Source organism: Pedobacter jeongneungensis (assembly GCF_000633455.1).
GTDB classification, from domain to species: Bacteria; Bacteroidota; Bacteroidia; order Sphingobacteriales; family Sphingobacteriaceae; genus Pedobacter; species Pedobacter jeongneungensis_A.
In genome coordinates, this window is sequence record NZ_AYMG01000010.1 from 273,968 (window position 1) to 300,080 (window position 26,113).

Genomic DNA, 26,113 nt, shown 5'->3' on the forward strand with positions numbered 1-26,113 from the left:
AATAATATCAAAACCGATGATATTATGAAAACGATTTGCTCACTGCTGCTTGTTCTTTTAACTTATCTGCCTATGGAAAAAAATGTTCCTGTGGCTAAACTGGATTTAAAAAAATACGCGGGAACATGGTATTCGTTATATTCTATTCCTACAATTTTCGATAAAGGCAGCAGAGAAACAACAACGAAATACACCTTGAATAAGGATGGTTATTACAATGTGTTAACTACCTACAAAAAGCCCGGGGATGAAAAGATTTATTCGAGAAACTCGAAAATGTTTCCCTCAGAAAGTGGAGATAGTGGAGAATTGCAGGCGCAATTTATCTGGCCGATTAAGGTTGATTACTGGATTATTGAACTTGCTGATGATTATTCTTATGTGGTGGTTGGTCACCCGGACCATAAATTTTTGTTCATCATGAGCCGTAATCAGACGATGCCGAAGAAAACTCATGATGAAATTGTGGCCAGATGTAAGGCAAAAGGCTATGAAGTAGCCAAACTTACCTCACAGTTGCACGACAAGGCCTAGGCTGTTATTTTTTCGCCACGTTTAGCGCTGAAAAGCATAAATATTACACCCACTAAAAGCACAATCCAGCCCCATTGGAAATGAACTACTTTACCAATCAGTTTATTGGCAAAACCGTATTTGGTATAATTATTTGCGGTAAAGTAAACTGCAACCACAGCTAAAACATACCAGATAGCCATTACAAAACTCATAAACCTAAATGCACCAACTTTTCTAATAAACAGAAACAATACTGAAATGGCAATAATGGCGTAAGTGATTAAAAATAAACGCGCATCGGATTGGTACAAATTCCAGTTGCCTTTAATCGGCACTTTTAAGATCGGGCAGAAACCTGCAATAACGCATAATAAAATGCCTAACCAAGCCCTGAATTTATTTAATACTAACATAATAGAGTGATTTTATAGATTTTTTCCTGCGGGTTGATTACACAGTTTTGGTTAATCGGTTAATTGTTTGAATTGGTTAACTGACTGATAGTTAATGGCCCATGATTGATAGTTCAATCGCAAATTTTTGCCGTTTCAATAACTCAATAAACAAATGACTACTGAACCAATGAACCAACTATTGTCCTTCAATAATTCCCATTTTATCTGCGAAATGTGCACAATAATCACGCAGATCTTCAACAATCAAAGTTTCGTTTGTGGCTTTTAAAAAGCTATCACCCATGGTCTGTAAAGTTTCGTAGAAGAAACGTTTCATTTCATCAACAGGCATATCTTTTGTCCAAAGATCGATACGCATCGAATTTTTATAGTTATGGTCCCAAAGGGCTAAAATCATCGATTTTACAGGCACTTTATCCGTTGTTTGTGCATCGGTACTTTCCCAAAGAATGTTCTCTGGCATATTGTTATCATCTAACTCAACGGTTATTTTAATTTCTGCTTTTCTCATTTTTTAAGTTGATTACACCGATAAATGGATTCCACAGATGACGGGATTACACAGATTACCGGTTATTTTTTCGGATGCAAAGATGATGAATTTACCAAATACTTTAATCTTGTATTATACTACTTTTTGTAATATTAACATCAAGATTGCCGCGATAACGATGAATATCAGCTCTACCACCCAGATTCTTTTAATATCCTTCAGCGTAAAACGAAAAATTAAATCGGTTATAAAAGTTACAAGGATAAGGCAACCTAAAATAAGGAGGTAAAAACCGCTCATATTTACCTGGCGGGGTGCTGTAGTTTTTTCTGATAGAAGATTTATAGTTACCAGCGCTAAACCAATGGCACTAACGATATTTAAAGGTGTAATCCTAAGGCTCATTACTTTTTCTTATCGAATTTTTTACCTTTTTTAAAACTCTTTATTTCCTTACCGGCCTTTGCCTTCGCTTTTTCCCTTGCTTTTTTATCAATCGCAGCTGCATGTTTTTTCTCGTGGAAAGCCCCTTTAAATTCAGGATCTTCCTTACGTTTCTGCATATCAATTTCTTTGGCGATGTGCTGGCGTTCTTCGTAGGGGGTTTCGTCAATAAAAACACCTTCAGGAATTTCGGCAACAGGAATATACTGGCGGATTAATTTTTCGATTTTACGGATATAATATTTTTCGCCTTCCGTCGCAAAAGTTATGGCATCACCTTTGGCAAATGCCCTTCCGGTACGGCCTATACGGTGTACATAATCTTCGATGATGATTGGCACATCAAAGTTGATTACATGGCTTACATCGCTCACATCAATTCCCCTGCTCGCCACGTCTGTAGCCACCAAAACGCGGATATTACCTTCTTTAAAACTATTTATAGAATTAATCCTGGTATTCTGCCCTTTATTGGCGTGGATTACACGAACGTTATCTGCACCGTACCTGCGTTCGATAAAGCTAAAAATATTATCAGCAACCGTTTTAGTTTTACAGAAAATGATCAGGCGGTTAAATGCCTCATCATTCTTGAGTAAATGTTGCAACAAGTTAATTTTTGTTTTAAAATTCGGAACGTAATATAAAGTCTGCGTTACGTTTGCAGCAGGAGTTGCTTGCGCAGATGCCTCAATTACAAGTGGGTTATTCAAGAAATCGCCTGCAATTTTTTGTACCAGATCACTCATCGTTGCCGAGAACAATAAATTCTGGCGTTTGCGCGGAACAATTTCCAGAATACGGTGAATTGAGCCGATAAAACCCATATCCATCATTTTATCTGCTTCATCCAGTACCAAAAACTTTAAGCTTTGCGTATTGATATCGCCGGCTAAGTATAAATCCAAAAATCTTCCGGGCGTAGCAATTAAAATATCAACCCCTTTTGCAATTTGCTCTTTTTGCGTTTTCGGACCAATTCCGCCGAAAATCACCAATGATCTTAAATCGGTATAAGTAGAGAATAATTTCACTTGTTCGGCAATCTGCATGGCCAGTTCGCGCGTTGGCGACAAAATTAAAGCCCTCGGGTTTTCGCCCTGGGCGTATTTCAATTGCATTAAAATCGGCAAAACAAAAGCTGCGGTTTTTCCCGTTCCCGTTTCTGCAATACCAAAAATATCCTGCCCTGATAATACAGGCGCAATTGCTTTCTCCTGTATCGGTGTGGCAACGGTATAACCAGCATCGGCAACTGCATTTAAAATTTGCCTGTTTAACTTAAATTCTTCGAACGATTTTGCCATAGCGCACAAAGATAGTGATTAAGGTTGAGGGTTTGAAGGTATAAGGCAGAAGGTTTAAACCCAATGGTAAACTTAAAGTCCCCTTTAAGAGATTATGGGGTAAAGCAATTTCAGTAAATCTTTGGTTCTGACAGCCCTGCTATCCACTTTATCCCGATGAAGATCGGGATGCCCGCTACTATCAGGTTTATTTAACCTAAAACAGTAGCATTAAATTCAGTTCTGTATCTTTCATCAACCGAAATAGGGCTGTCGAAATTCTCAAATCTCCTATCTAACTTCTCAAATCTATTTTTACCTTTGAAACCATGAATACTTATCTGATAAAAGCTGCGACAATTGTAAATGAAGGACAAAAAATTGTTGCCGATGTATTGATAAAAGATGGATTAATCGCCAAAATCGGTCAAAATCTATCTGCACCCGAAGCACAGGAAATTAACGCAGAAGGACAATACCTTTTACCAGGAATGATTGATGATCAGGTGCATTTCCGCGAACCAGGTTTAACCCACAAAGCCGATATTTTTACCGAAAGTATGGCCGCGGTGGCCGGGGGAATTACCTCTTTTATGGAAATGCCGAATACAGTACCCAATACGCTAACCCAAGACCTATTGGCAGATAAATATGAAATTGCGGCTCAAACCTCACTGGCCAATTATTCATTTTATATGGGTGCCAGCAATGACAATATTGAAGAAGTTTTAAAAACCGATCCAAGAAATGTATGTGGCATTAAGGTTTTTATGGGTTCATCAACTGGAAACATGTTGGTAGATAATGAAAAAACATTAGAAAACATTTTCAGTAAAGCACCAATTTTGGTAGCCACACATTGCGAAGATGAAGCAACCATCCGCTATAACCTTGCCGAGTTTAAAGCTAAATATGGTGATGACCTCACGATTGAAATGCATCCGCTGATCCGTAGCGCAGAGGCTTGTTATAAATCTTCTTCACTAGCGGTCGAATTGGCAAAAAGCTACCAAACACGTTTGCATATCCTCCATATCTCTACAGCAAAAGAAATCGCACTGTTTGATAACATTACACCATTAAAAGATAAAAAAATCACTGCAGAGGCTTGCATACATCACCTTTGGTTTAACGATAAAGATTATGCTGCAAAAGGCAATTTTATTAAATGGAACCCTGCGGTAAAAACAGAAGATGATCAAAAAGGAGTGCTTAAAGGTGTGCTGGAAGATTATATTGATGTAATTGCAACAGACCATGCGCCACACACCTTGGCAGAAAAGCAGCAACCGTATTCGCAGGCACCATCAGGCGGACCTTTGGTTCAGCATGCATTGCCAGCATTGTTAGAAATGCATTTACAGGGGAAAATCTCACTGGAAAAGATTGTTGAAAAAACCGCACATAATCTTGCCATCTGTTTTGATATTGAGAAACGTGGTTTCATCCGCGAAGGTTACTGGGCAGATTTGGTTTTGGTAAACCTTAAAGACTCATGGACTGTAACCAAACTCAATAATTTCTATAAATGCGGCTGGAGCCCTTTTGATGGGGACACTTTCCAATCCAGCATTACACATACCTTTGTATCAGGTAATTTAGCCTATCAAAATGGCAAATTCACGACGGATCAGATTGGAAAGCGACTAACTTTTGCGAGATAGATTTGTTATATTTGTTTTATTAATTGTCAGAATATATGGAAACATTAATTGCACATCCTAAAAACGAAGAACAAGCGACTGCTTTAAAAGTTGTTATGAAAGTTTTGAAGATTGATTTTGAGACAGAAGAAAGTCCATATAAGGCTGAGTTTGTAGAGAAAGTTCTTAAGGGTGTAAATGCTAGAAAATCTGGCAAATCTGGAAAGAAAATAGACGTTAAAAGCATGTGGAAATAGTACTTTAATTATCCCCGTTTACTGCATCCCGATTTAATTTAGTTTTTTGGTATGCAAGTAGAATTACACGAACAAGCGATTATTGATTTAGAGCTTTGGAAAAAATCAGGTAATAAATCAATTCAGAAAAAGATTGAACGATTAATCTTGGCAATTCAAGAAAATCCTTTTATGGGCATTGGCAAACCAGAACAATTAAAATATGAGTTATCTGGCCAATGGTCTAGAAGAATAAATGAAGAACATCGAATTGTTTATGATATAACTGACAATATTTTAAATATTTATTCATTAAGAGGTCATTATAAATAGTTAATGATAACCCGCCCATTATCTATCAGGTCCTTTACTTTAGTTGGCATTGCCATCTTAGTGTATCTTTTTGGCTTATTCCCCACCCTGGTTCAAAAATATTATTCAACAGGTTTTTATCCTTATATCTCTTCAGCCATAAGGTTTATATCTTCTCTTTTTCCTTTTGCTATTGGCGATATTATTTATGTTTTACTCATTGGCTTTGTACTTTATAAAATCGTAAGGTTTTACAAAAGGCGTAAATCATTAAAAAAGCAGGATAGAATTGCCATTCCTCTACAGGTTCTCAACTTCTTTTTAATTCTTTATATCATTTTCAAAATAGTTTGGGGTTTAAATTACAGTCGGCCAAGTATTAGCGAAGAGTTAGGTATTGGTAATGAAAAATATAACGTTAAAGAATTAGTCGTACTCGGCAATTATTTCGTTAATAAAACCAATGCTTTAAAATTAAAGCAAGGAAAGGTGCCTGTGTATACTGTCAATGAGCTGGAGTTTAAATCTGCGGCGGCTTATACGCTAATGACACAAAAAAATAAGGTATTCCGCTATCAAAATCCTTGTTTAAAATCAGTTTTAAATTCGTGGATCATCAGCAAAATCGGTATCGAAGGCTATTACGCCCCACTTTCTGGCGAAGCCAATATGAATATGAATTTGCCCGACTTTGTAAAACCTTATGTAAGCTGTCACGAAATTGGGCACCAGTTAGGTATTGCTTATGAGGATGAAGCTAATCTTCTAGGCTACCTTACTGCAAGTAATAGTCCTGATGTGAATTACCAATATTCTGCCAATTATGAAATGTTGCGGTATATTTTATTCGAAATCAGGATGAAATCGCCGGAAGATTATAAAACGCTTCGCGCAAAACTCCTACCGCAGATTTTAGCCGATTTTAAAGCCGAAAAGGAATTCTGGCGAAAATACAATGGAGATATGTTCGGTTACATGGATGCCGCTTTCGATCGCTTTTTAAAACTGAACAACCAGAAAAAGGGAATCGACAGCTATCAGGATATTGTGATTTGGCTGTGGAATATTTATAAGTCGGAGGTCAGAAAGACCGAAGTCCGAAGATAATAAGTAGAAGTTATGCGCTAAAAACTTCCGACTTTCGGACATCCGACTTCGGACTACCCGTGTATCGCTTCTCTCGTCCCAAAACTTTGGATCAATTCTCCTTCAAAATCAAGCCATTCTTTCCAGCGCTTGTCAACATCAACGTCTGTACTGTATTTGCGTGCAAAATTTAAGAAAGTCGTATAATGGCCAGCTTCCGAAACCATGAGTTCGTGATAAAACTTAGCCAGTTCCTGATCTTTAATATTTAATGAAAGTACCCTAAAACGCTCACAACTTCTGGCCTCGATCATTGCGGCAAACAAAAGTCTGTCGATAAAAGCCATGTTTCGGCTACCGTCTTTTTTGCTAAACTTAACTAAACGGCCAACATAATCATCTTTACGTTCGCGGCTTAAAGTATAGCCACGTTTTTTTATAATTTCAATTACCATCTGGAAATGCTGCATTTCTTCGATAGCAATGGCTGTTAATTCATCAACCAAGTCCTGATGCTCTGAATTTTGGGTAATCAAAGTAATGGCATTGGTTGCAGCTTTTTGCTCACACCAGGCATGATCAGATAAAATTTCTTCTAAGTTCGATTCCGCAATATTTGCCCAACGTGGGTCTGTCAACAATTTTAATCCTAACATCTGGTGCTTTGTAATTGAGCTGCAAAATTAGAAATAATCGGCACGGTTTTAAAATTGTGAGCTAAAAAGCCTTTATTTTGCAGAAATTTAAATCATGAACGCAAAGAAATTATTGATTATTGGATTTGTTTGGCCTGAGCCAACCTCTTCGGCGGCAGGTACGAGGATGATCCAACTGGTTGATTTATTTCTGACCAAAGGTTACGAGATCACTTTTTCCTCAGCAGCATCTAAAAGCGATTTCAGTTATGATTTTAGTAACACGAACGTTGTAGAGCAAGAAATTAAACTAAACGACGAAAGCTTTAATACTTTTTTGAAAGAATTAAAACCGGATTTAGTGCTTTTTGATCGTTTTATGGTAGAAGAACAATACGGCTGGAGGGTACAGCAGGAATGTCCTGATGCGCTTAGGATTCTGGATACCGAAGATTTACACTGCCTGCGGAGCGCACGGCAACAAGGTGATAAGAAAAAACAAGCCATCGATTTGTTCTCTGATACCGCTAAGAGGGAAATTGCATCAATATTACGTTGCGATTTATCTTTAATCATTTCAGAAGTGGAAATGGATATCCTGAAAGATAAGTTTAAAATAGATTCATCATTGATTTGTTATTTACCCTTTTTAGAAAATGAGATTACACCACAAACTATCGAAAAATGGGTTCCTTATGAAGATCGGGCTGATTTTATTTTTATTGGCAATTTTCTCCACGAACCCAATTGGAATACCGTACAGGTTTTAAAAACAAAAATCTGGCCTTCACTAAGAAAAAAACTTCCAAATGCCGTTTTGAACATATACGGTGCTTATCCATCACAAAAAGTGCTACAATTGGATAATAAAACTGAAAAGTTCTTCATTAAAGGACGAGCAGTTGATGCGAAAGAAACGATTTCTAAACACCGCGTTCTGCTTGCCCCTATCCAATTTGGTGCAGGTGTAAAAGGTAAATTTATAGATGCCATGCAGGTAGGTACGCCATCAATTACTACATCCGTTGGCGCAGAAGCCATGAAAGGGGATTTAGATTGGAATGGCACCATTGAAGACGACCTGGAACTTTTTATAGAAGAAGCCGTAAAACTCTATCAAGATAAAAATGCATGGCAAATTGCCCGGAAAAATGGGGTAAAAATCATCAATGAGCGATACGCTGCCAAATATTTTACTGATCAGTTTATAAACGAAGTAGAAAAATTGGCCTCAAACTTAACCAAACACCGCCAGAACAACTTTTTCGGACAGATTTTAAACCACCATACCGCACAGAGCACAAAATATATGTCGTTGTGGATTGAGGAGAAAAATAAGTTTGGAGTTCGGAGTTGAGCGTTTTTAGTCCGAAGTTTGATAGTTGCTGTACGAACCATTGTTAAATAAACCTGATGGTACGGATGCCGATCCTTCAATCGGCAGGAGGTACAGCAGGACTGCAACGGTCAAGGAATTACCGAACCTCTCATTTCCAAATCCTTATTCAATTCATTAAAAATGAAATTCAATCTTTACAACATTAAAACATTTCGCCCCTAAAACCTTACAACATTATTGTAAATTTGCAGCCATGGCAAAAATATCAATTAACCTTGCTACAGGTTCGTTTCAAAAGGAAGAAATTATAGTTGGAATAGATTTAGGCACAACCAATAGTTTGGTGGCATTTATCAATCCAGATAAAAATCCACAGGTAATAAACGATGCTGGCAAAGGGATATTGGTGCCATCAGTGGTATATTTCAACAGCCAGAATGAGGCTATTGTAGGTAACGAGGCGAAAGAATTTTTAACCACCGATCCTGCTAACACCATTTTTTCGGTAAAAAGATTACTTGGCCGCTCTTACAAAGATGTGGCCGAGCACAAAGACATTTTCTCTTACAAAATTATCGACGACGATACGGATGCTTTGGTGAAAATACAAGCCGGTGATCGTTTTTACACCCCAATAGAATTATCTGCAGAAATTTTAAAAGAACTTAAGGCAAGGGCAGAACACGCTTTAAAAACTCCGGTTAACAGGGCTGTAATTACCGTTCCCGCATATTTTAATGATAGTCAGCGTCAGGCCACCCGGGATGCGGGCAAACTTGCCGGTTTAGACGTAATGCGTATTGTAAACGAACCTACTGCAGCAAGTTTGGCATATGGAATCGGTTTAGATCCATCACAACAGAAAACCATTGCGGTTTACGATTTAGGCGGAGGTACCTTTGATGTTTCCATCCTACAAATCCAGAACGGCATTTTCGAAGTTTTATCTACCAATGGCAATACCTATTTAGGAGGTGATGATTTTGACCGTGCCATTTTAAATTACTGGTTAGAGAAAAACAACCTTGATGTAGCCGTGGTTGCGCAAGATAATATTTTGATGCAAACCCTGCGTTTACAGGCCGAAGCTGCAAAAAAAGCATTATCAACCCAAAATTTATACAATGAACAGGTTGGCGAAATCTGGTGCACACTTGATAAGCAAACTTTTGAGCAGTTAATTACAGCAAAAGTGGAAGAAACCATCACTGCTTGTAAAAATGCATTGAAAGATGCTGATTTAACGGCAAGTGATATCGACGAAGTGATCCTTGTTGGTGGTTCTACCCGCACACCTTTTGTAAAACAGGCAGTAGAAAATTTCTTTGGCAAAAAACCGCAGGATAATATCAATCCTGATGAAGTAGTGGCATTGGGTGCAGCCATACAGGCTGATGTTTTGGCCGGAAACCGTTCTGATATATTATTGTTAGATGTTACACCACTCTCATTAGGTATCGAAACTATGGGCGGTTTAATGGACGTGATTATTGCCCGTAACAGTAAAGTACCTACTAAAGCAGGTCGCCAATACACCACTTCGATAGATGGACAGGTAAATATGAAAATATCTGTTTACCAGGGCGAACGCGATCTGGTGAAAGAAAACAGAAAACTTGCGGAGTTCGATTTAAAAGGAATTCCGGCAATGCCTGCAGGTTTACCGAAAGTAGATATTAACTTTTTACTTAATGCCGATGGGATTTTAACCGTTCAGGCCATAGAATTACGTTCTGGCGTGAAACAAGAGATTGAAATTACGCCTAGTTATGGACTAAGTGATGATACAGTAGAAAAAATGCTGATTGATAGCATTACCCATGCGAAAAGTGATGTAGAGCAACGGATGCTGATTGAAGCCAGAAGCGAAGGTGAACAATTGGTTTACACCGCAGAAGGTTTTATCAAAAAACATGCAGAACATTTAACCGAAACTGAAATTGCAGAAATGGTGGCATATATTGAAGCGCTAAAAACGGCTTTAGCATCACAAGAAAAAGACACCATTTTAAAGAAAGCAGACGAGCTTAACGAATTTACACGTCCGTTTGCCGAGCGTGTAATGGATGCTGCGATTTCTACTGCGATGAAGGGCAAGAAAATAGAGTAATTTCAGCTCAAATCCCTCATTCTGAACTTATTTCAGAATTTTTCATGCTATTGTTGGTTGTATTTTTAGATGCTGTTATATTTCTAAAATATGGTTCAAAGTTATTATAGATAGTTATTCTGATTCAACAGCTATGCATTTATTTTTTCTGGAAAGCAATATCAGTGCTAATCGGATTCGATAGTCCCGCTTTTGGTACGAGTTCCAATTGAAGGATCGGAAGCTCTTCCCTCCAATCGTGTTTAAATAACACAGGTACAGCGAAAAAACGCAGGTCGCGATGCCAATAAAACAGATACAAATAATTATCTTCGGTTACGGATCAAATCAAACACTTTCTGATATCTTAACCAATGTATAAATTTAAAATCTTAATTGGCTTTCTCTTCTTTCTCATTACAGTTTATAACAGCGCTTTTGCCCAATCAGATACAAGCCTAATCAAAAATTATTTAAAAACCTTAACTAAAACGCCTCAGTTCCGCAATTACAGCAATATCGATCAACTCAATCTAACGGCCGGTTACATTACAACTGTTTTTAAAAACTCTACCGATAGCGTTTACGCACAGGAATATACTGTTGATCAGAAAATTTATAAAAATATCATATGCTCTTTTGGTACGGAAAATAAAAAACGGATTATTGTTGGTGCTCATTACGATGTTTGTGGTGATCAGGAGGGGGCTGATGATAATGCCAGCGGTGTAATTGGTTTACTGGAACTTTCGAGGTTGCTTAAAGGTAAAAAGCTAGATTATCGAATCGATCTCGTAGCTTATACATTAGAAGAACCACCTTATTTCCGTACCGAATTAATGGGCAGTTACATTCACGCCAAATCGCTAAAAGAATCAAAAGCCGAGGTATTTGGAATGATTTCACTCGAAATGATCGGTTATTTTAAAGATGAAGCAAAAACTCAATCCTACCCTATTGGCATACTATCTATGAAGTATGGAAACAAGGGGAATTACATAACGTTGGTTAAAAAATTCGGATCAGGCGAATTTGTAAATCAGTTTTCTAAAAATTTTAAAACAAGCAAAAGTATTTTAACTAAAACATTTGCCAGCCCCCCTTCATTGCCAGGCATCGATTTTTCTGATCATTTAAACTACTGGAAATTTGACTACGATGCCATGATGATTACCGACACTTCCTTTTACCGGAATAAAAATTATCACCAAAAAACCGATACCATTGAAACTCTTGATATACAGAGAATGGCCAAAGTAATTGATGGAGTTTATAATGGATTGATTTCTTTGAAAGAAAATTAGATACACAATGATGACAGGCTCACTGGGGTCGTCATTTCGAGCGAAGTGCAACGCAGCCGAGAAATCTAACTTATAGATCTCTCCATTCCGCTACGTTTCAGTCGATATGACGACGTTTCAATATAGTTAATTTGTATTTCTTTCAGCATCTTTCGTGCTATAAAGACCCTGAAATAAATTCAGGGTGACGACACAGTCTATCTTATTTCAACAAAATCCAATCAGCACCAATAATTTACCTCCTTTTCTTACCATACATCAAAAACCACTTCATCCTCATCCATTAACTTTGTTAAAATTATTTAGCATTATGGAATTAGGTATCGGAATGTTTGGCGATCTGCAGATCAATGCAAAAGGAGAAATCCAGCCTGCTCAGCAAAGGCTTCAGGAAATTATAGAAGAAATAAAACTCATGGATGAAGTGGGTTTGGATTTTTATGGCATTGGTGAACACCACCGTCCTGATTATGCTGTATCCAGTCCTGAAATTATATTGGCTGCTGCTGCTACCGTAACCAAAAACATTAAACTGAGCAGTGCGGTTTCGGTTTTAAGTTCATCCGATCCGGTTAAACTTTATCAAAATTTTGCTACGATAGATTTAATTTCGAATGGCAGAGCTGAATTAATGGCCGGTAGAGGCAGTTTTATCGAATCATTCCCTCTATTTGGTTACGATCTTCAGGATTACGATCAGCTTTATGAAGAAAAATTAGAATTGCTCCTAAAAATAAACGCATCACCTAAAATCAGCTGGAAAGGTAAGTTCAGACCAGAATTGAATAACCAGGAAATATTACCAAGAGCAGTAAACGACAATTTAAAAATATGGGTTGCTGTTGGCGGAACACCAGAATCAGTAGAACGTGCGGGCAGATTGGGCTTACCTGTAATGTTCGCCATAATTGGAGGTCAACCCATACAGTTTAAGCCACTTTTCGATTATTATAAAAAAGTTTACCAGGCATATGGACATGACATGGGCAAGTTCGAAGTTGGCGTGCATATGCATTCCATATTTGGCGAAAACAGCAATGAGGTTGCTGATTATTATTACCCGCTTTATTCGGCTCAAATGAACCGCATCGGCCGCTCACGTGGCTGGGCACCGTACCAACGCAATCAATTTGATTCAGGAAGAGGTGATGGCGGTGCTTTAATCATCGGCGATGCAAACGAATCAGTAGATAAAATTTTGGCAATGGAAGAAACTTTTGGTTTAACCCGTTTCTCAGCTCACATGGATGTCGGTGGACCATCTCACGCAGCTTTAATGAAATCGATAGAGATTTTCGGGACTAAAATTGCTCCAAAAGTACGCGAAGCATTAAAAAAAAAATAGATTAGGCCTCATTCTTCTTTACAAAAACCTGCAAAAAAGAATAGATGTAACAACCCACACAAATGGCAAATAAACTCTCCAATAATGCAAAAACTGTCATAATAAAGGTTAAGATGAGCGCAATTGTATAAAAATTAAATAAAAATGTCGCGGTAATCAACAGGCAAAACACAAAGCCTAAGGTTGCCGCGAACTTTTTTGGTGCCAGGTCTTTCATTTTCGGAGGAATTGAAGATACATTTGAAATTCTAATTGCTATAAATTTCAGGAGGCTAAATTTCCCTGTTGTAAATGCCCTTAATGCAAAATCAAATATCAAAAAAACAATTGCCCAGTAGTTTGAAAATACCATACAGGTAATTGCAATCACTGCTACCATAAAGGCGATAATCCTCACTACATTTTCATTTACTCTTTCAGCTGATACCGGGCAAGATAATTCCATTAGATGCTATTTTGAAAGTAAATTTAAGGAATTTAATTGACCACACCCAGCCCCTACCTGAAAGATGGTAAATAACTAAATTTTCCCGCCCTTATTCAAATTCATTCTTATCTTTAGTAAAGTAAAATTACGCACTACCAGATATAGAATGGATAATTCCGAAAAATTAAATCTGCTCATGATCAAGCTCGAAAACCTGTTGCTTAGGCAACAAGGTTTTGAAGCCGAAATTCAGGCATTAAGAAATGAAGTCAAAGCATTGCAATCGCCAGGTGCTGCAACCATAGCACCAGCAAAGCCTGCCGAACCTGTAATTGCGCTCCCACCAAGAAATACACCACCGAGCGTTGTTATACAAAATCAGGCAACACCCCGCCCCATTCCTGTTCCGGCTCACGTTCAAACGACAGCAAATCAACCACAGCCCAATTTTGCCGAGCGCTTTACCCGCGAAAATATGGTTAAATCTGATTTCGAAAAATTTATCGGAGAAAACCTGATTAGCAAAATTGGTATCCTGATTTTAATTATCGGTGTGGCCATTGGCGCTAAATATGCCATAGATCATGACATGGTAAGTCCACTTACCAGGATTATATTGGGTTATGCGGTTGGTGCCGGCTTAATGGCCTTTGCTATAAAGCTCAAAGCCAAATACGAAAATTTCTCTGCGGTATTAGTAAGTGGGGCTATTGCCATTATGTATTTTATCACCTACGCCGCTTACGATTTTTATGCGCTCATTCCACAGGCACTGGCTTTTGCCTTAATGGTTATATTCACCTCCTTTACTGTTGTTGCTGCCATTAAATACAATAAGCAGGTTATTGCCCATATTGGTTTAGTTGGTGCTTATGCCGTTCCATTTTTGCTAAGCGACGGATCAGGGAAAGTTGGTGTATTGTTTACCTACATGGCCATCATCAACATTGGTATCATGGTACTTAGTTTCAAAAAGTACTGGAAACCGCTATTTTATGCTTCTTTTGGCTTAACATGGCTCATTTTTGTTTCGTGGAGGCTTGATTTAAGCGACTCATATAATTATTTCGGATTAGCACTATTGTTCTCGACCGTATTTTTTATCACTTTTTACATCACCAACCTTGCCTATAAAGTAAGCAAAAAAGAAATTTTTGGCTTTAGCGATGTGGTGATTCTGCTCTTAAATTCATTTATCTATTACGGAATAGGATATTTTATATTATCTAATAATAAAAACAGTGTGGAGCTGTTGGGTTTATTTACACTTGCAAATGCGGTTATACACTTCGTGGTAAGCCTGATTATCTACAAGAAAAATCTTGCGGATAAAAACCTGTTTTACCTTATCCTGGCCATGGTTATCAGCTTTATTACCATGGCCGTGCCTGTTCAATTAAATGGTGGCTGGGTTACTATTTTCTGGGCTGTAGAAGCTGCGGTACTATTTTATTTAGCCCGTATAAAAAAGATTGCCATTTACGAAAAACTATCCTTTCCATTAATATTCCTTGCATTTTTTAGCCTTTTAGAAGATTGGATTACTTATTACGATATTTATGATGGGAATTCTATAACCATTACGCCAATCATCAACGTAGGCTTTTTAACCGCATGCATATTTATAGCCTGTTTCTTCTGGATGTTCAGCATCAATAAAAAAGAAAATGAAACGCCTGCAGAATGGATCTGGATGAGACAGATATTGGGTTATTCCATTCCGGCAATTCTGGTTTTTGTAACCTATGTTGCTTTTAGAATCGAGATTTCTAAATACTTTAACCACCTTTTCGAACTCAGTAAGATTACGGTTAATCCAAAAACTAAATTTTACGATCCGCTTAACGAATACAATTACAATTTCAAAGATTTAAAAACAGCCTGGACATACATTTACACCTTATTTTTTGCTTCAGCTTTAAGTTATTTAAACATCAAAAAACTAAAAAACGGAGAATTGGCTATTGCCAACCTCATCATTAACATCTTTGTTATTATTATCTTCCTCACGTTCGGACTATATAATTTAAGCGAGCTAAGAGACAATTACCTACTACCCGAAAGTAAATATTTTACTATTGGTACATTTAATATCGGCATCAGGTACGTCGCCATTGTCTTTTTTACCCTTCTGATTGTGCAATGTTATCAACTGCAACGCTCGGGACTTTTGAAGAGAAACTTCAGAACAATGTTCGATTACCTTCTCTACATTTCACTGTTGTGGGTTATTAGCAGCGAATTGATCAATATTTTAGAGCTTTCGCACTCCGAAGCAAGCTACAAACTGGGATTGAGCATCCTTTGGGGTATTTTTTCTTTATTCCTGATTAGTATGGGACTCGCCAAAAACAAGAAACACCTGCGTATTGGGGCGATGGCACTGTTTGGCATTACCTTGATCAAACTTTTCTTTTACGATATATATGCGTTGAGCACCATCTCTAAAACCATCGTATTTGTTTCGCTGGGCGTGCTACTGCTAATCATTTCTTTCCTTTACAACAAATACAAACATTTAATCATAGATGATGTTGAAGCTAAAAATTAAACTTTTTATATTGGTTCTGCTTTGCATAACAACTGCAAATGCACAAACCAATTCTTATAAATTTAAAAGGAACATTACCGGTGTTAATACCATTTGGCATAAGATGGTTCTGCCAGATGACTTGTATAAAAAGGCAAATGCAGGTTTTAATGACCTAAGGATTTTTGGTGTAAACGGGAAAGATACCATTGAAGTACCTTATCTATTGAAACAGCGTGCTGATCAGATTACGAGCCACGATGTTGCCTTTAAACAATTAAATCAAAGTACTAACCCTGATGGATATTATTATACTTTTCAATCGCCGGAAATAAATGTCATTAATCAGATCAACCTGATATTTAAGCAGCAAAATTTCGATTGGAAAATAAATCTGGAAGGAAGCAATGATAACAGATCATGGTTTACCATTTTATCAGGCTATCGTATTTTATCGATTAAAAACAATGATACGGATTACCAGTTTACCAAACTGAGCTTTCCGGATTCGAAATACCAATATTTCAGAATTGCAGTAAAAAGTCCTGTTCAGCCCGAATTATCAGAAGCAAAAATTTCTAAAACGGACACAATAAAGGGAACTTATCAGGAGCTGAAATATCAATCATTCAACATTAAAAACGACGTTACCACAAAAGAAACCATAGTTGATGTTGTATTGGCAAATCCGGTTCCAATATCTTATTTAAAGCTGAATGCACAGAGCGACTTCGATTTTTACCGTCAATTTAAAATTGAATATGCAACAGATAGCTTTAAAACCGACAAAGGCATTCAGTACAACTTTGCAAATCTTTACGAAGGCATTATAAGTTCTTTAGAAAAACCTGAATTTCATTTTGCAAATAGCATTACTTCCAGGATAAAAATTACAATTCAAAATAACGACAATAAACCATTACGCTTAAGTGGCCTTGTACTAAAAGGTAATGTATATGAAATTATTGCCAGGTTCGATCAGCCAAACAGCGAATATGCCTTATATTATGGTAATGAAAAAGTTGAAGCTCCTGTTTACGAGATCGAAAAATTTGAAAGTAAAATCCCATTAGGTTTAACCAGTGTAAACATTGGCCAGGAGCAGAAAAATCCAGCTTACACGATTAAACAAGAAAAACCATTGTTCGAAAACAAGGCCTGGCTTTGGGTATTAATGGCCGTGATTATTGCGTTATTAGGTTGGTTTTCGTTTAAAATGTTGAGGAATTAAGATGTTAGACATTTTATTTATGTAAAGAAAATTCCCTATATTAGGTTATATGAAAAGATTAACGATTTTATCTGCGTTAATCATCCCGCTATTTCTTTGTACCTCTTGGGGATTCTTTGCACACCAAAGGATAAACAATCTTGCTGTTTTTACTTTACCCCCCAGCATGATCAGTTTCTATAAAAAGAACATCAAATACATTACCGAACATGCTGTAGATCCCGATAAACGAAGGTATGCGGATACATTAGAACCCCCGCGGCATTATCTTGATGTGGAGAATTACGAAAAAAATATCGATAGCATCCCCGAAAAATGGAACGATGCTTTAGCCAAATATGGTTTAAAAAAGTTAAATACAGATGGAATTGTTCCATGGCAGATTCAGCGTACCTATTATAGCTTGGTTAAGGCTTTTAAAACAAGAGATTCGATCAAAATTTTAAAATACTCAGCAGACTTAGGCCACTACATTGGAGATGCTCACGTGCCTTTGCATACCACCGCAAATCATAACGGCCAGCTCAGTAACCAGGTGGGAATCCATGCGTTCTGGGAAAGCCGTTTACCAGAACTGTTTTCTACAAATTATAATTTTGTTGTTGGCAAAGCCATTTACATCGAAGATCCATTAAAAGAGGCCTGGAAAGTACTTAAACATACCCATAGCTTAGTTGATACTGTTTTGAATTTTGAAGCGGAGTTAAATGCATCATTTCCCTCCAAACAAAAGTATAGCTTTTCAGAGCGCAACAATACAGTGCTTAAACAATATTCTAAAGAATACTCAAAAGCCTATCATGATAAGATGAACAATATGGTAGAAAAGCAAATGCGTGCAGCCATATTAACCATAGGCTCATTCTGGTATTCGGCCTGGGTTGATGCCGGCCAGCCTGAGCTTAAAAACCTGATCAAAACAGCATTATTGCCTGATGAGCAAAAAGAAGAAAAAGCGACCGAAAAGAAATATCAAAGTGGAGTACTTATCGGTCGGGAAATTTAATTATGCTTTAGTCTCTTCGTTCTCAATAATTTCTTCAACCTTTTTTGGCTGAAAGCGGCTTCTAACCGCAGCCCAAATGGCAGGAACAAAAGTAACTACAGCGATAAAGATGATCACAAGCTCAAAGTTGTTTTTGATTACCGGAATCTGGCCTAAAAGGTAACCGCCAATTAACAGCGCGAAAATCCAGGTTACTCCACCAATAATATTATAATAGGTAAAACGGCCAAATGGCATTTTAGCTATACCGGCAACAAAAGGGGCAATGGTTCTGAAAATCGGTAAGAAGCGGCTTAACATAATCGCTTTACCACCATGTTTTTCGAAAAATTCGTGCGATTGGTGGTAATACTTAAGCTTTAAAATCTTGTTTTTCTCTTTAAAAACACCGGCGCCCAAAACACTTCCCAATTTATAGTTTACCGTATTACCTAAAATTGCCGCAACAATTAAAATAACCAACATCACCCAGATATTTAAGCCGGTTTCATGTTCGCCTGCAATAAGTGCCCCCATTGCAAAAAGCAAAGAATCGCCAGGTAAGAAGGGCGTTACTACAAAGCCAGTTTCGGCAAAAATAATCAGGAATAAAATGAGGTAGGTCCAGGTACGATATTCGTTAACAATTTCGGCTAAATGAACATCAATATGGAGAATAAAATCTAAAAGCTGCTGTAGTAGTTCCAATTTATCTGATTTTTGGCAAAAGTATGAATAGTAAAGGGATTAAATGCTTTAAATTGCGATAATAATTAGTTAGAAGAAACCAGGCGCATTTGAAGTTCTCCTTTTTTTGTACCGTCAAGCAAAACAGTATAAACCAATCCTTTTGATATTGCAATTGATTTTGACGTGGTGGTAGGAAGCGAATCTAATGCATTTACAGGAGGCTGTGTAGAAACCGGGGTTACGAGTGCAAAAGAGATCCGCGTTGCTTTACTCAACTTGATGGTGTGGCTTACTCTGTCCCCATATTGCATGTTAAAGGTATCGAAAGCTTTTCCATCATCCTGAATAATTACTTTTGAACCCAGGGTATAACCAAGATTTAAGAAAGTCAGTTTTACTGAGTCTAGACTCTGCTTTACATTATCCTGAAAAACAGTTAATTCTGGTGGACTGGTAGTTGTTTTTCGGGTGTAGTAAATGGAATAATTAGCGCCAATATCAAATTTTTGAGTGGTACTTGCAACATCGACCCCGGTATTTATATTTCTGGATGTAATGGTATAGCTAGAATCTCCGGCAACAACAAGATAATTACTGTTAGAGCCATAAACGGTGGAAGCTCCCGACTGAACACCTTTGAGGAAAAAGTTTTGCGTTGTATCAGTTACAGCAGATTGGAAATACCTGATCTTCGCATCCCCTTTAATGAAATTATCATTCTTTATACAAGAAAAGATCATTAATACAGGGAAAAACAAGAGAAGTATTTTGGGAAATATAAAACGGGTATTTTTCATATAAAATCGCTGATGCTAATAAAACGTAAAGATAACAGAAACGATATGATTTTATTAAAATTAATTATCAGTGATAATATGTGCATCTAAAGTTGCCGCAGTTGTACCGCTAAACCAAATGGTATATATTTTACCGCCTTCTAAACTTGCTGCTTCGATGGTTTTAATACTCCCCGAGCCTACTACATTATATTTTAAATTCAAACCTGCATCTACTGTAAAATAATTAGATGCCTCTTTAAAAAGCAAACCATTAACAAATTGGGTTCCTGCCTGCACCATCACATTTATACCAGTGGTAAAATTAGGCGTAAGGTTAATGAGTTTTATTTTTGCTTTAGTTGCATCTGTATTGCTCAGGTTATCTTCGTAACTTACAATTTCCAGTTCACCTTTTTTATTGGTAACCAGAAAGGTGGTATAGGTAATAGATGGTGTAAAGTTTAAAGATGTATCTGTAGTGGTATTATTAGTGCCAGTATAAGAAACGCTTCTACTGCCCGAAGGTACTTTTAGATATTCGCTGGTTTCGCCAAAGGCTAAGGCAACCGTAGTGAGTTTTTCGTTATCCAGATAAACATCCTGATGCACATCAGCCAGCGATGCATTGACCATTTTAACCTTCGCCTGCCCTTTAGCTACCTCGCCCGCATCATTTTTTTTACAGGATGTTAAGCCAATTGCAGATAAGGAAATAAATAAAATCAGAGATTTTGAGAGATAAGTATAGATTTTCATAGGATGGTTAGTTGGTTGAAAACAAAAATGGCTTGGTCAAAAACCAAGCCATTTTCTATGAAAACTAAAATAATAGTAGATTTTAGTAACTGTTATTTAACATTACCGGCATTACCAACATTAAAACATCTTCATTTTCATCGTTAGTTTGCGGAATTAAAAGACCAGCCCTGTTTGGTGTAGAAAGCTCTAAAGTAACTTCATCGCCACTTAAATTGCTTAACATTTCGATTAAAAAACGTGCATTAAAGCCTATTTCAAGGTCTTCTCCGTCATATTGACAGCTTAAACGCTCATGTGCTTCATTGGCGAAATCCAAATCTTCAGAAGAAATATTCAACTCGCTGCCGCTGATTTTTAACCTTACCTGGTGTGTAGTTTTATTGGCAAAAATTACAACCCTGCGAAGTGTATTTAAAAACAATCCTCTATCAATAATTAATTTATTAGGGTTGTTTGTTGGAATTACTGCCTCATAATCTGGATAGCGTTCGTCTATTAAACGACACACCAAATTGATATTTTCGAATTTAAAGAAAGCACTTGTTGCATTATAATCAACTGATACATTGATATCTGTAGATGGCAAAGCGGCCTTTAAAAGTGTTAATGCTTTTTTAGGAAGAATAAATGATGTTGCTTTATCTGCCTTGCTATCCATACGGCGGTACCTCACCAGTTTATGTGCATCTGTAGCTACAAAAGTGATATGCTGAGGAGACAACTGACAGAAAACACCTGTCATTGCCGGACGAAGCTCGTCATTACTTACCGCAAAAATGGTTTTCGTAATCGCTTCGGTTAAAACCGATGCAGGCAAGTTTACTGAAGAAGCATTTTCTACAACCGGAATTTTTGGAAAATCATCACCATTTTCGCCACTCAGTTTATATTTACCGTCTCCGGCACTAATCTCGATGGCAAAAGTGCTGTCATCAATATTAAATGCAATAGGTTGATCTGGTAAAGTTTTAAGCGTATCTAATAAAATTTTTGATGGAACAGCCACTTTACCTTCTTCTTTTGATTCTACAGCCAGTGCAGTTGTCATACTGGTTTGCAGATCGGTAGCAGAGATAGTTAAGTTTCCATCTTTAATTTCGAAAAGAAAATTTTCTAATATAGGTAAAACCGTGCTGCTGCTTGAGGCACCATTTACAGTTTGTAAGTGTTTTAATAGAGTTGATGTGGATACAATAAATCTCATGATATCATTTAGTCTTCTTCAAAAATATAAAAATTATTTAGCGTACTTGTATTTGCGGTAATAATGTTGAAAAATCGCAAAGAATATTAACAATAACAAGGGAGCCACAACATTTATGAACTGCCATTTGGTTTTTTCGAGCTTAATTTTGGCTTTATCCAATAATCTGATCTTTACTTCTTTATTCCGCAAGGCAATCAGGTTATCTTCATCGGTAAAATAATCGACCACGTTTAACAAGAGAGCCTTATTTCCATATGTCCGTTGCGAATAACGGTCGAAACCCAATGGAAAAGGAGAACCATCTTTTTCAGAAACCTGATTTTTAAATACATCACCATCGCCAATGATAATCATTTTACTTGGTTTACTGGTTAACTCGCTGGTAAAAGGTGCTGTTATACCCGCAGGTAAAGGTCGCCCGGCAAATACAGAAGGGAAACTTCCTTCTAACAGTATCCCAACATTTTGAGGAACACTTTGAAATTCTTTAGGATTTAACTGTTCGGCAACCATTTGCAAGCTGAATGGCTTTGGTGTGTTATATACTTTATTATATGGCGAAGTGCTTAGTATATATGATTTGGTTACGCCTTTTGCGCCTATCGTGTCTACTGTACCCGGGAATTCTGATTTTATGCCATCCAAATTTTTAACTACACTATGTATAGTATCGGGAAGTAAAATCGGGTAATAAATCCAGGGCAGCAATTGCATTTGACCCGCTCCTCCCGCTGCACCTGTTGAAACCGGAATTTCGGCACTATTCGCCGGGTCGGCAATAATGTTGTAATTAATCCTGCCGCCATACATAAAAAGCATGTCGTCGAGGTTGAGGTTATTATTCGTGGCCATTTGTCCGCCCCTACCCCTTAAACTGTCCAACTCTGCCGAAACCTGATCAATACTCCAAAGCACCCTTCCACCTTTCATTACAAAGTAATTGATCTTGTATTTTTCTGTTTCGGTAAAAGGTTTTTTAGGCTTCGCAATAACCATCATGTTAAGTTTATCCAGCCCTTCTTTGGTAATCGTATTTAAATCAACCCTACCTACCACATAATTATTGGCTAATGAAGCCCTTGCATCGTACAGCTGTAAATCGGAGAGTTCTCCATTCGATTCTGTAAAACCAATCCTGGAATTATAACCGTTGATCACTTTTTTCAAACTCGAGGTTAAGGTATATTCCAGATTTTCTATTGAGCGGTTGATATTTTCTTCATAGCTGCCAACCACGTTGAAATTTTGAAGCAACTTAACCGGCATCTGTTTACCATTGCTTTCAATCATCGCCATCGGAACCACAAGTTTCTCCGTTGAACCACTTTCTGTTTTTAAGGTAGTCCGGGTTGCTTCGATGCCGTTTTGTGCCAGGTTGTAGATCACTGTATCTTGTTCCTGTGTACTCAAACCCGCCAAAGGATCAATATAAACCAATTTGAAATTTGCTTTTGAATAAGCTTTATAATCAGACAGGATATCACTTACCGCAGCCTGCAAACGTTTAAAAGCAGGTGGCAATTCGCCTTTTAAAAACACGGTAATGATTATCGGTTTTTCATTTTTTTCGAGTATTGATTTTGTTTTTTCACTTAGGGTAAAGCGTTTGTCGGAAGTAAAATCAAAACGGTGAAAAACATATTGACCAAGTACATTTATAACGATCAATACAGCTATTGCGATAATAAAATTAATCCATTTATTCTGCTGCTTCATTATCGTTTCCCTCCTATGATTAATTTGGTAAACAACAAAAACAGAACAGAGAAGGTAATAAAGTAAATCAAATCTCTGGTATCTAAAACGCCACGGCTGATGGAAGTATAATGCTGATTAATGCCTAAATTGGTTATCGTACTTTCAATGGGCTGAAAAGCAGTAATCTGACTGGTGTAATCAAACCCCAAAAAAGAAAATGCACATAAAGCGGCACAAATAACAAAAGCAATTACCTGGTTTTTGGTCAACGCTGATGAAAATATACCAATGGCAGTAAAAGCTGCACCCAATAAAAATAAACCTATGTAGGAGCCAATAACCGAACCTGAATCGATATTCCCTTCCGGAAAACCAAGTTTTGAAATGCTATAATAATAAATCACAGTGGGGATTAAAGCAAAAAGTACCAGTACCAAACTGGCCAGGTATTTCGCCAAAACGATCTGCCAGATGTGGATTGGCCGGGTAACCAGCAATTCGTAAGTTCCCTCTCTCCTCTCTTCTGCAAAAGAACGCATCGTGATGGCCGGAATAAGGAACATAAAAAGATAAGGTACAAGACTGAAAAACCCACTTAATTCGGCATAACCATAATCAAGTATTGATGTATCAGGAAAGAACCAAAGTAACAAACCTGAAACCAATAGAAAAATGCCAATGGTGATATAAGCAACCATCGAACTTAAGAAACTGAATAACTCGCGTTTAAAAACTGCGTACATGTGCTATTAAAATGCCGAAGTTAACCATTTATTCCTGCAAATTTAAAAGGACTTGATTAAATGCCAGCCTTGCAGACCCAAAAAATAACTTAAGCGGAAGTCCTGAGAAAATTTCAGTCGCAAAAAAAGAGATTATATCATCGTCATTGCGAGAAAGGCTTTTTCAGCCGACAGCCTGCCCCGATTTTCGGGGAAGCAATCTTTCTAGCAAGGATCGCTAACAGGAAAGATTGCTTCGTCTTACCTCCTCGCAATAACGACTTTTCTTCGGATCTGTCAACTATAGCCTGTCGAAGGACCTGCTTAAATACGGCTTTAAGGTGTTTCGACAGGCTCAACATGACAGCATCTAAGGTGAAATCGCCTTTATGATACCCCCTCTTTAAAAAATTTTTATTTATTTAGAAAGAGAACCCTACACCTACAGATAGTACGCGGTTGGTTACTTTTGAAACCTTTGCATCCGAATAATCAAGGTTACTCAAACCCAAACCATAACCAGCATGGATGTTAAAACCATTACTTAGCTGGTAACCCGCTAAGAAATTAACACCGAAATCACCTCTTTTCATTGTTCCGTCCTTTCCAAATTTGATATCCTCTTCTCCTGAATCGGTTATGGTGCTACCACCGCCACTTAGCGTAGCTGTAGATTTATTTTTTCCACTAATGGCCATTGCATAATAAGGGCCTGCACCAATAAAAATCTTCCCGCTACCGAGAGCAAAATTAAACACTGCGTTTACAGGAAGTTCAATATACATTGTACTAATTTTTGAGTTGGCAGTAGCCGTATAAGTGTTTCCTAACTCAGCGTTATAATAATAGAAATCGGTTTTTCCGCCCTTACCAATTAAAGATAGGCCGGGCTGAACTGAAAATACATCCGAAACAGGAATATCCACCGTTCCACCTACATAAAAAGAGGTATTCATTTTTTGTTCGTACCCATTGTTTTCGGTACCTGAAACACCAAAGGTTGGCAATGTTACACCTGCTTTTACCCCGATTTTGATGTCATTGTTGGTTTGAGCTGAAGCTGCAAAGCCCAAGCCTGCAACTGCTAAAAGAGACAGCATTAATTTTTTCATCTGATTTGAGAATTGTTTTTTAGTTTCCATGCTTTTGCCTGTTTGGCAAAAACGCTACAATGATAATAAACTAATTCAATAGTTTGATAAATTTTATTTTTATATCGCTGAAATGATGGAGTTTAGAAACAACAAAGCCCCCAATTTCCTGGAGGCTTTGAAATAATTATGTTGTTTTGTTTTGACTACAAACCAAATGCAAATGCTGCACGGATACCGATAAACGATAAGTTAGAACCATTTTTTGACCAACCTTCGTAACGTACGCCTAAATCGATGCTTGATTTATCAGCAACAGAAAAAGACGCACCCAAAGTTGGAGAATAAGCAAAAGCAGTGCCCGAACCTTCACCTGTTGCAATTGCGGCTCCTACCTCACCAGCACCATAGAAATTACCACCAAAATAATATTTGGCACCAACTTTTAAAGGAATAATACCATCATTTTTCAATGGAGCTCCTAAGCTTTTATAAAAATCTTTTATCTCTTTTTTATAAGAAAATGATAAATATCCTGCTGAACCTGTTAGATTTAATGATTTAGCAACATTAAGTTCGCCTTGCACGGAACCACCAAAACCTACACTATAAACGTCTCCAAAGTCACCAATTGGTAATGCGAATTCTGGTCCAACACTGATTTTGTTAACCGCGCCCTCTGTTTGAGCTGAAGCTGCAAAACCCAGGCCTGCAACCATTAATAAAGATAGTAATACTTTTTTCATTGTTTTTTAAATTATTGTTCGTTAATTATTTTGTGTTTTTAGACAAGCATGATGCCAAAAACGTTACAAATAAAATAAAAAACAGAAAGTACCGACTATAAACA

Annotated in this window: 26 protein-coding genes; 12 read left to right on the top strand and 14 right to left on the bottom strand. The window is 37.4% G+C overall.

The window, feature by feature from the left end:
* Positions 1–24: 24 nt before the first annotated feature.
* Positions 25–534 (top strand): lipocalin family protein, encoded by a 510-nt coding sequence (locus U859_RS0109535; protein ID WP_051584671.1) that lies wholly within the window; start codon positions 25–27, stop codon positions 532–534.
* Here U859_RS0109535 and U859_RS0109540 read toward each other — a convergent pair.
* The 4 genes from U859_RS0109540 to U859_RS0109560 all read right to left on the bottom strand — a co-directional run bounded on the left by U859_RS0109540 (position 531) and on the right by U859_RS0109560 (position 3,176).
* Complete coding sequence (locus U859_RS0109540; RefSeq protein WP_025143156.1) at positions 531–929, bottom strand: hypothetical protein; 399 nt, start codon at positions 927–929, stop codon at positions 531–533. The genes U859_RS0109535 and U859_RS0109540 overlap by 4 nt on opposite strands.
* Positions 930–1,107: 178 nt before the next feature.
* Positions 1,108–1,443, bottom strand: a complete 336-nt coding sequence (gene gldC / locus U859_RS0109545) for a gliding motility protein GldC (protein ID WP_025143157.1) — start codon at positions 1,441–1,443, stop codon at positions 1,108–1,110.
* 114 nt (positions 1,444–1,557) lie between these two features.
* Positions 1,558–1,830 carry a hypothetical protein gene (locus U859_RS0109555; protein WP_025143158.1) on the bottom strand — a complete coding sequence of 91 codons (273 nt, stop codon included), beginning with the start codon at positions 1,828–1,830 and terminating at the stop codon, positions 1,558–1,560.
* Positions 1,830–3,176, bottom strand: a complete 1,347-nt coding sequence (locus U859_RS0109560; protein WP_025143159.1) for a DEAD/DEAH box helicase — start codon at positions 3,174–3,176, stop codon at positions 1,830–1,832. Before U859_RS0109560 ends, U859_RS0109555 begins: the two co-directional genes overlap by 1 nt.
* A 308-nt stretch (positions 3,177–3,484) precedes the next feature.
* Between U859_RS0109560 and U859_RS0109565 the strand changes: the two genes are divergently transcribed.
* The 4 genes from U859_RS0109565 to U859_RS0109580 are packed head-to-tail and all read left to right on the top strand — an operon-like array spanning position 3,485 to position 6,453.
* Positions 3,485–4,819, top strand: a complete 1,335-nt coding sequence (locus tag U859_RS0109565; RefSeq protein WP_025143160.1) for a dihydroorotase — start codon at positions 3,485–3,487, stop codon at positions 4,817–4,819.
* 35 nt (positions 4,820–4,854) lie between these two features.
* Complete coding sequence (locus U859_RS0109570) at positions 4,855–5,055, top strand: DUF2683 family protein (protein ID WP_025143161.1); 201 nt, start codon at positions 4,855–4,857, stop codon at positions 5,053–5,055.
* A 51-nt stretch (positions 5,056–5,106) separates the two neighbouring features.
* The gene (locus U859_RS0109575; RefSeq protein WP_025143162.1) at positions 5,107–5,367 is read left to right on the top strand and encodes a Txe/YoeB family addiction module toxin; all 261 of its coding nucleotides are present in this window, start codon (positions 5,107–5,109) and stop codon (positions 5,365–5,367) included.
* Between the two features lie 3 nt (positions 5,368–5,370).
* Positions 5,371–6,453, top strand: coding sequence for a DUF3810 domain-containing protein (locus tag U859_RS0109580; RefSeq protein WP_025143163.1), 1,083 nt, complete (start codon positions 5,371–5,373; stop codon positions 6,451–6,453).
* Positions 6,454–6,506: 53 nt separating this feature from the next.
* Here U859_RS0109580 and U859_RS0109585 read toward each other — a convergent pair whose 3' ends face one another.
* Entirely contained in the window at positions 6,507–7,088 is a 582-nt protein-coding gene (locus U859_RS0109585) for a tRNA-(ms[2]io[6]A)-hydroxylase (protein WP_025143164.1), read from the bottom strand.
* Between the two features lie 94 nt (positions 7,089–7,182).
* Here U859_RS0109585 and U859_RS0109590 point away from each other — a divergent pair, with 94 nt between their 5' ends.
* The 4 genes from U859_RS0109590 (at position 7,183) to U859_RS0109605 (ending at position 13,144) form a co-directional block, all read left to right on the top strand.
* On the top strand, positions 7,183–8,424 hold the full coding sequence (locus U859_RS0109590) for a glycosyltransferase (RefSeq protein WP_025143165.1): 1,242 nt from the start codon (positions 7,183–7,185) through the stop codon (positions 8,422–8,424).
* 235 nt (positions 8,425–8,659) lie between these two features.
* Positions 8,660–10,516, top strand: coding sequence for a molecular chaperone DnaK (dnaK, locus tag U859_RS0109595; RefSeq protein WP_025143166.1), 1,857 nt, complete (start codon positions 8,660–8,662; stop codon positions 10,514–10,516).
* 353 nt (positions 10,517–10,869) lie between these two features.
* Positions 10,870–11,799, top strand: a complete 930-nt coding sequence (locus U859_RS0109600; protein ID WP_025143167.1) for a M28 family peptidase — start codon at positions 10,870–10,872, stop codon at positions 11,797–11,799.
* Positions 11,800–12,109: 310 nt separating this feature from the next.
* Positions 12,110–13,144 (top strand): Atu2307/SP_0267 family LLM class monooxygenase, encoded by a 1,035-nt coding sequence (locus U859_RS0109605; RefSeq protein WP_025143168.1) that lies wholly within the window; start codon positions 12,110–12,112, stop codon positions 13,142–13,144.
* 1 nt (position 13,145) lies between these two features.
* On the opposite strand, the gene U859_RS0109610 is transcribed toward U859_RS0109605, so the two are convergent.
* Positions 13,146–13,589: a DUF4395 domain-containing protein gene (locus U859_RS0109610; protein WP_025143169.1), complete on the bottom strand. Its 444-nt coding sequence runs from the start codon at positions 13,587–13,589 to the stop codon at positions 13,146–13,148.
* 178 nt (positions 13,590–13,767) lie between these two features.
* Between U859_RS0109610 and U859_RS0109615 the strand changes: the two genes are divergently transcribed.
* Genes U859_RS0109615 through U859_RS0109625 form a run of 3 tightly spaced genes read left to right on the top strand, consistent with a single transcriptional unit; the run spans position 13,768 to position 18,338 of the window.
* Positions 13,768–16,122 carry a DUF2339 domain-containing protein gene (locus U859_RS0109615; protein WP_240183034.1) on the top strand — a complete coding sequence of 785 codons (2,355 nt, stop codon included), beginning with the start codon at positions 13,768–13,770 and terminating at the stop codon, positions 16,120–16,122.
* Positions 16,100–17,332 carry a hypothetical protein gene (locus tag U859_RS0109620; protein ID WP_025143171.1) on the top strand — a complete coding sequence of 411 codons (1,233 nt, stop codon included), beginning with the start codon at positions 16,100–16,102 and terminating at the stop codon, positions 17,330–17,332. The genes U859_RS0109615 and U859_RS0109620 overlap by 23 nt, the downstream gene beginning before the upstream one ends.
* 49 nt (positions 17,333–17,381) lie before the next feature.
* Entirely contained in the window at positions 17,382–18,338 is a 957-nt protein-coding gene (locus tag U859_RS0109625) for a zinc dependent phospholipase C family protein (protein ID WP_025143172.1), read from the top strand.
* Here U859_RS0109625 and U859_RS0109630 read toward each other — a convergent pair whose 3' ends face one another.
* The 8 genes from U859_RS0109630 to U859_RS0109670 all read right to left on the bottom strand — a co-directional run bounded on the left by U859_RS0109630 (position 18,339) and on the right by U859_RS0109670 (position 26,009).
* Entirely contained in the window at positions 18,339–19,025 is a 687-nt protein-coding gene (locus U859_RS0109630; RefSeq protein WP_025143173.1) for a DedA family protein, read from the bottom strand.
* Positions 19,026–19,090: 65 nt separating this feature from the next.
* Positions 19,091–19,747 (bottom strand): DUF4397 domain-containing protein, encoded by a 657-nt coding sequence (locus U859_RS0109635; protein WP_162799909.1) that lies wholly within the window; start codon positions 19,745–19,747, stop codon positions 19,091–19,093.
* 117 nt (positions 19,748–19,864) lie between these two features.
* Entirely contained in the window at positions 19,865–20,542 is a 678-nt protein-coding gene (locus U859_RS0109640) for a DUF4397 domain-containing protein (RefSeq protein WP_025143175.1), read from the bottom strand.
* A gap of 82 nt (positions 20,543–20,624) precedes the next feature.
* The gene (dnaN, locus tag U859_RS0109645; RefSeq protein ID WP_025143176.1) at positions 20,625–21,749 is read right to left on the bottom strand and encodes a DNA polymerase III subunit beta; all 1,125 of its coding nucleotides are present in this window, start codon (positions 21,747–21,749) and stop codon (positions 20,625–20,627) included.
* A 33-nt stretch (positions 21,750–21,782) separates the two neighbouring features.
* Entirely contained in the window at positions 21,783–23,468 is a 1,686-nt protein-coding gene (gldG, locus tag U859_RS0109650) for a gliding motility-associated ABC transporter substrate-binding protein GldG (protein ID WP_029985605.1), read from the bottom strand.
* Positions 23,468–24,193, bottom strand: a complete 726-nt coding sequence (gldF, locus tag U859_RS0109655; protein ID WP_025143178.1) for a gliding motility-associated ABC transporter permease subunit GldF — start codon at positions 24,191–24,193, stop codon at positions 23,468–23,470. The genes gldG and gldF overlap by 1 nt, the downstream gene beginning before the upstream one ends.
* A gap of 401 nt (positions 24,194–24,594) precedes the next feature.
* The gene (locus U859_RS0109665; RefSeq protein WP_025143180.1) at positions 24,595–25,314 is read right to left on the bottom strand and encodes a porin family protein; all 720 of its coding nucleotides are present in this window, start codon (positions 25,312–25,314) and stop codon (positions 24,595–24,597) included.
* 155 nt (positions 25,315–25,469) lie between these two features.
* Positions 25,470–26,009 carry a hypothetical protein gene (locus tag U859_RS0109670; protein ID WP_025143181.1) on the bottom strand — a complete coding sequence of 180 codons (540 nt, stop codon included), beginning with the start codon at positions 26,007–26,009 and terminating at the stop codon, positions 25,470–25,472.
* Positions 26,010–26,113 lie beyond the last annotated feature (104 nt).

Coding starts and splice junctions, on each gene's coding strand:
- U859_RS0109580 (WP_025143163.1), top strand. CDS start 5,371: ATGATAACCCGCCCATTATCTATCAGGTCCTTTACTTTAGTTGGCATT.
- gldC (WP_025143157.1), bottom strand. CDS start 1,443: ATGAGAAAAGCAGAAATTAAAATAACCGTTGAGTTAGATGATAACAAT.
- U859_RS0109620 (WP_025143171.1), top strand. CDS start 16,100: ATGATGTTGAAGCTAAAAATTAAACTTTTTATATTGGTTCTGCTTTGC.
- U859_RS0109535 (WP_051584671.1), top strand. CDS start 25: ATGAAAACGATTTGCTCACTGCTGCTTGTTCTTTTAACTTATCTGCCT.
- U859_RS0109540 (WP_025143156.1), bottom strand. CDS start 929: ATGTTAGTATTAAATAAATTCAGGGCTTGGTTAGGCATTTTATTATGC.
- U859_RS0109625 (WP_025143172.1), top strand. CDS start 17,382: ATGAAAAGATTAACGATTTTATCTGCGTTAATCATCCCGCTATTTCTT.
- U859_RS0109610 (WP_025143169.1), bottom strand. CDS start 13,589: ATGGAATTATCTTGCCCGGTATCAGCTGAAAGAGTAAATGAAAATGTA.
- U859_RS0109605 (WP_025143168.1), top strand. CDS start 12,110: ATGGAATTAGGTATCGGAATGTTTGGCGATCTGCAGATCAATGCAAAA.
- U859_RS0109665 (WP_025143180.1), bottom strand. CDS start 25,314: ATGGAAACTAAAAAACAATTCTCAAATCAGATGAAAAAATTAATGCTG.
- U859_RS0109640 (WP_025143175.1), bottom strand. CDS start 20,542: ATGAAAATCTATACTTATCTCTCAAAATCTCTGATTTTATTTATTTCC.
- U859_RS0109565 (WP_025143160.1), top strand. CDS start 3,485: ATGAATACTTATCTGATAAAAGCTGCGACAATTGTAAATGAAGGACAA.
- U859_RS0109575 (WP_025143162.1), top strand. CDS start 5,107: ATGCAAGTAGAATTACACGAACAAGCGATTATTGATTTAGAGCTTTGG.
- U859_RS0109560 (WP_025143159.1), bottom strand. CDS start 3,176: ATGGCAAAATCGTTCGAAGAATTTAAGTTAAACAGGCAAATTTTAAAT.
- U859_RS0109555 (WP_025143158.1), bottom strand. CDS start 1,830: ATGAGCCTTAGGATTACACCTTTAAATATCGTTAGTGCCATTGGTTTA.
- dnaK (WP_025143166.1), top strand. CDS start 8,660: ATGGCAAAAATATCAATTAACCTTGCTACAGGTTCGTTTCAAAAGGAA.
- U859_RS0109670 (WP_025143181.1), bottom strand. CDS start 26,009: ATGAAAAAAGTATTACTATCTTTATTAATGGTTGCAGGCCTGGGTTTT.
- U859_RS0109635 (WP_162799909.1), bottom strand. CDS start 19,747: ATGATCTTTTCTTGTATAAAGAATGATAATTTCATTAAAGGGGATGCG.
- gldG (WP_029985605.1), bottom strand. CDS start 23,468: ATGAAGCAGCAGAATAAATGGATTAATTTTATTATCGCAATAGCTGTA.
- U859_RS0109590 (WP_025143165.1), top strand. CDS start 7,183: ATGAACGCAAAGAAATTATTGATTATTGGATTTGTTTGGCCTGAGCCA.
- U859_RS0109585 (WP_025143164.1), bottom strand. CDS start 7,088: ATGTTAGGATTAAAATTGTTGACAGACCCACGTTGGGCAAATATTGCG.
- U859_RS0109615 (WP_240183034.1), top strand. CDS start 13,768: ATGATCAAGCTCGAAAACCTGTTGCTTAGGCAACAAGGTTTTGAAGCC.
- gldF (WP_025143178.1), bottom strand. CDS start 24,193: ATGTACGCAGTTTTTAAACGCGAGTTATTCAGTTTCTTAAGTTCGATG.
- dnaN (WP_025143176.1), bottom strand. CDS start 21,749: ATGAGATTTATTGTATCCACATCAACTCTATTAAAACACTTACAAACT.
- U859_RS0109570 (WP_025143161.1), top strand. CDS start 4,855: ATGGAAACATTAATTGCACATCCTAAAAACGAAGAACAAGCGACTGCT.
- U859_RS0109600 (WP_025143167.1), top strand. CDS start 10,870: ATGTATAAATTTAAAATCTTAATTGGCTTTCTCTTCTTTCTCATTACA.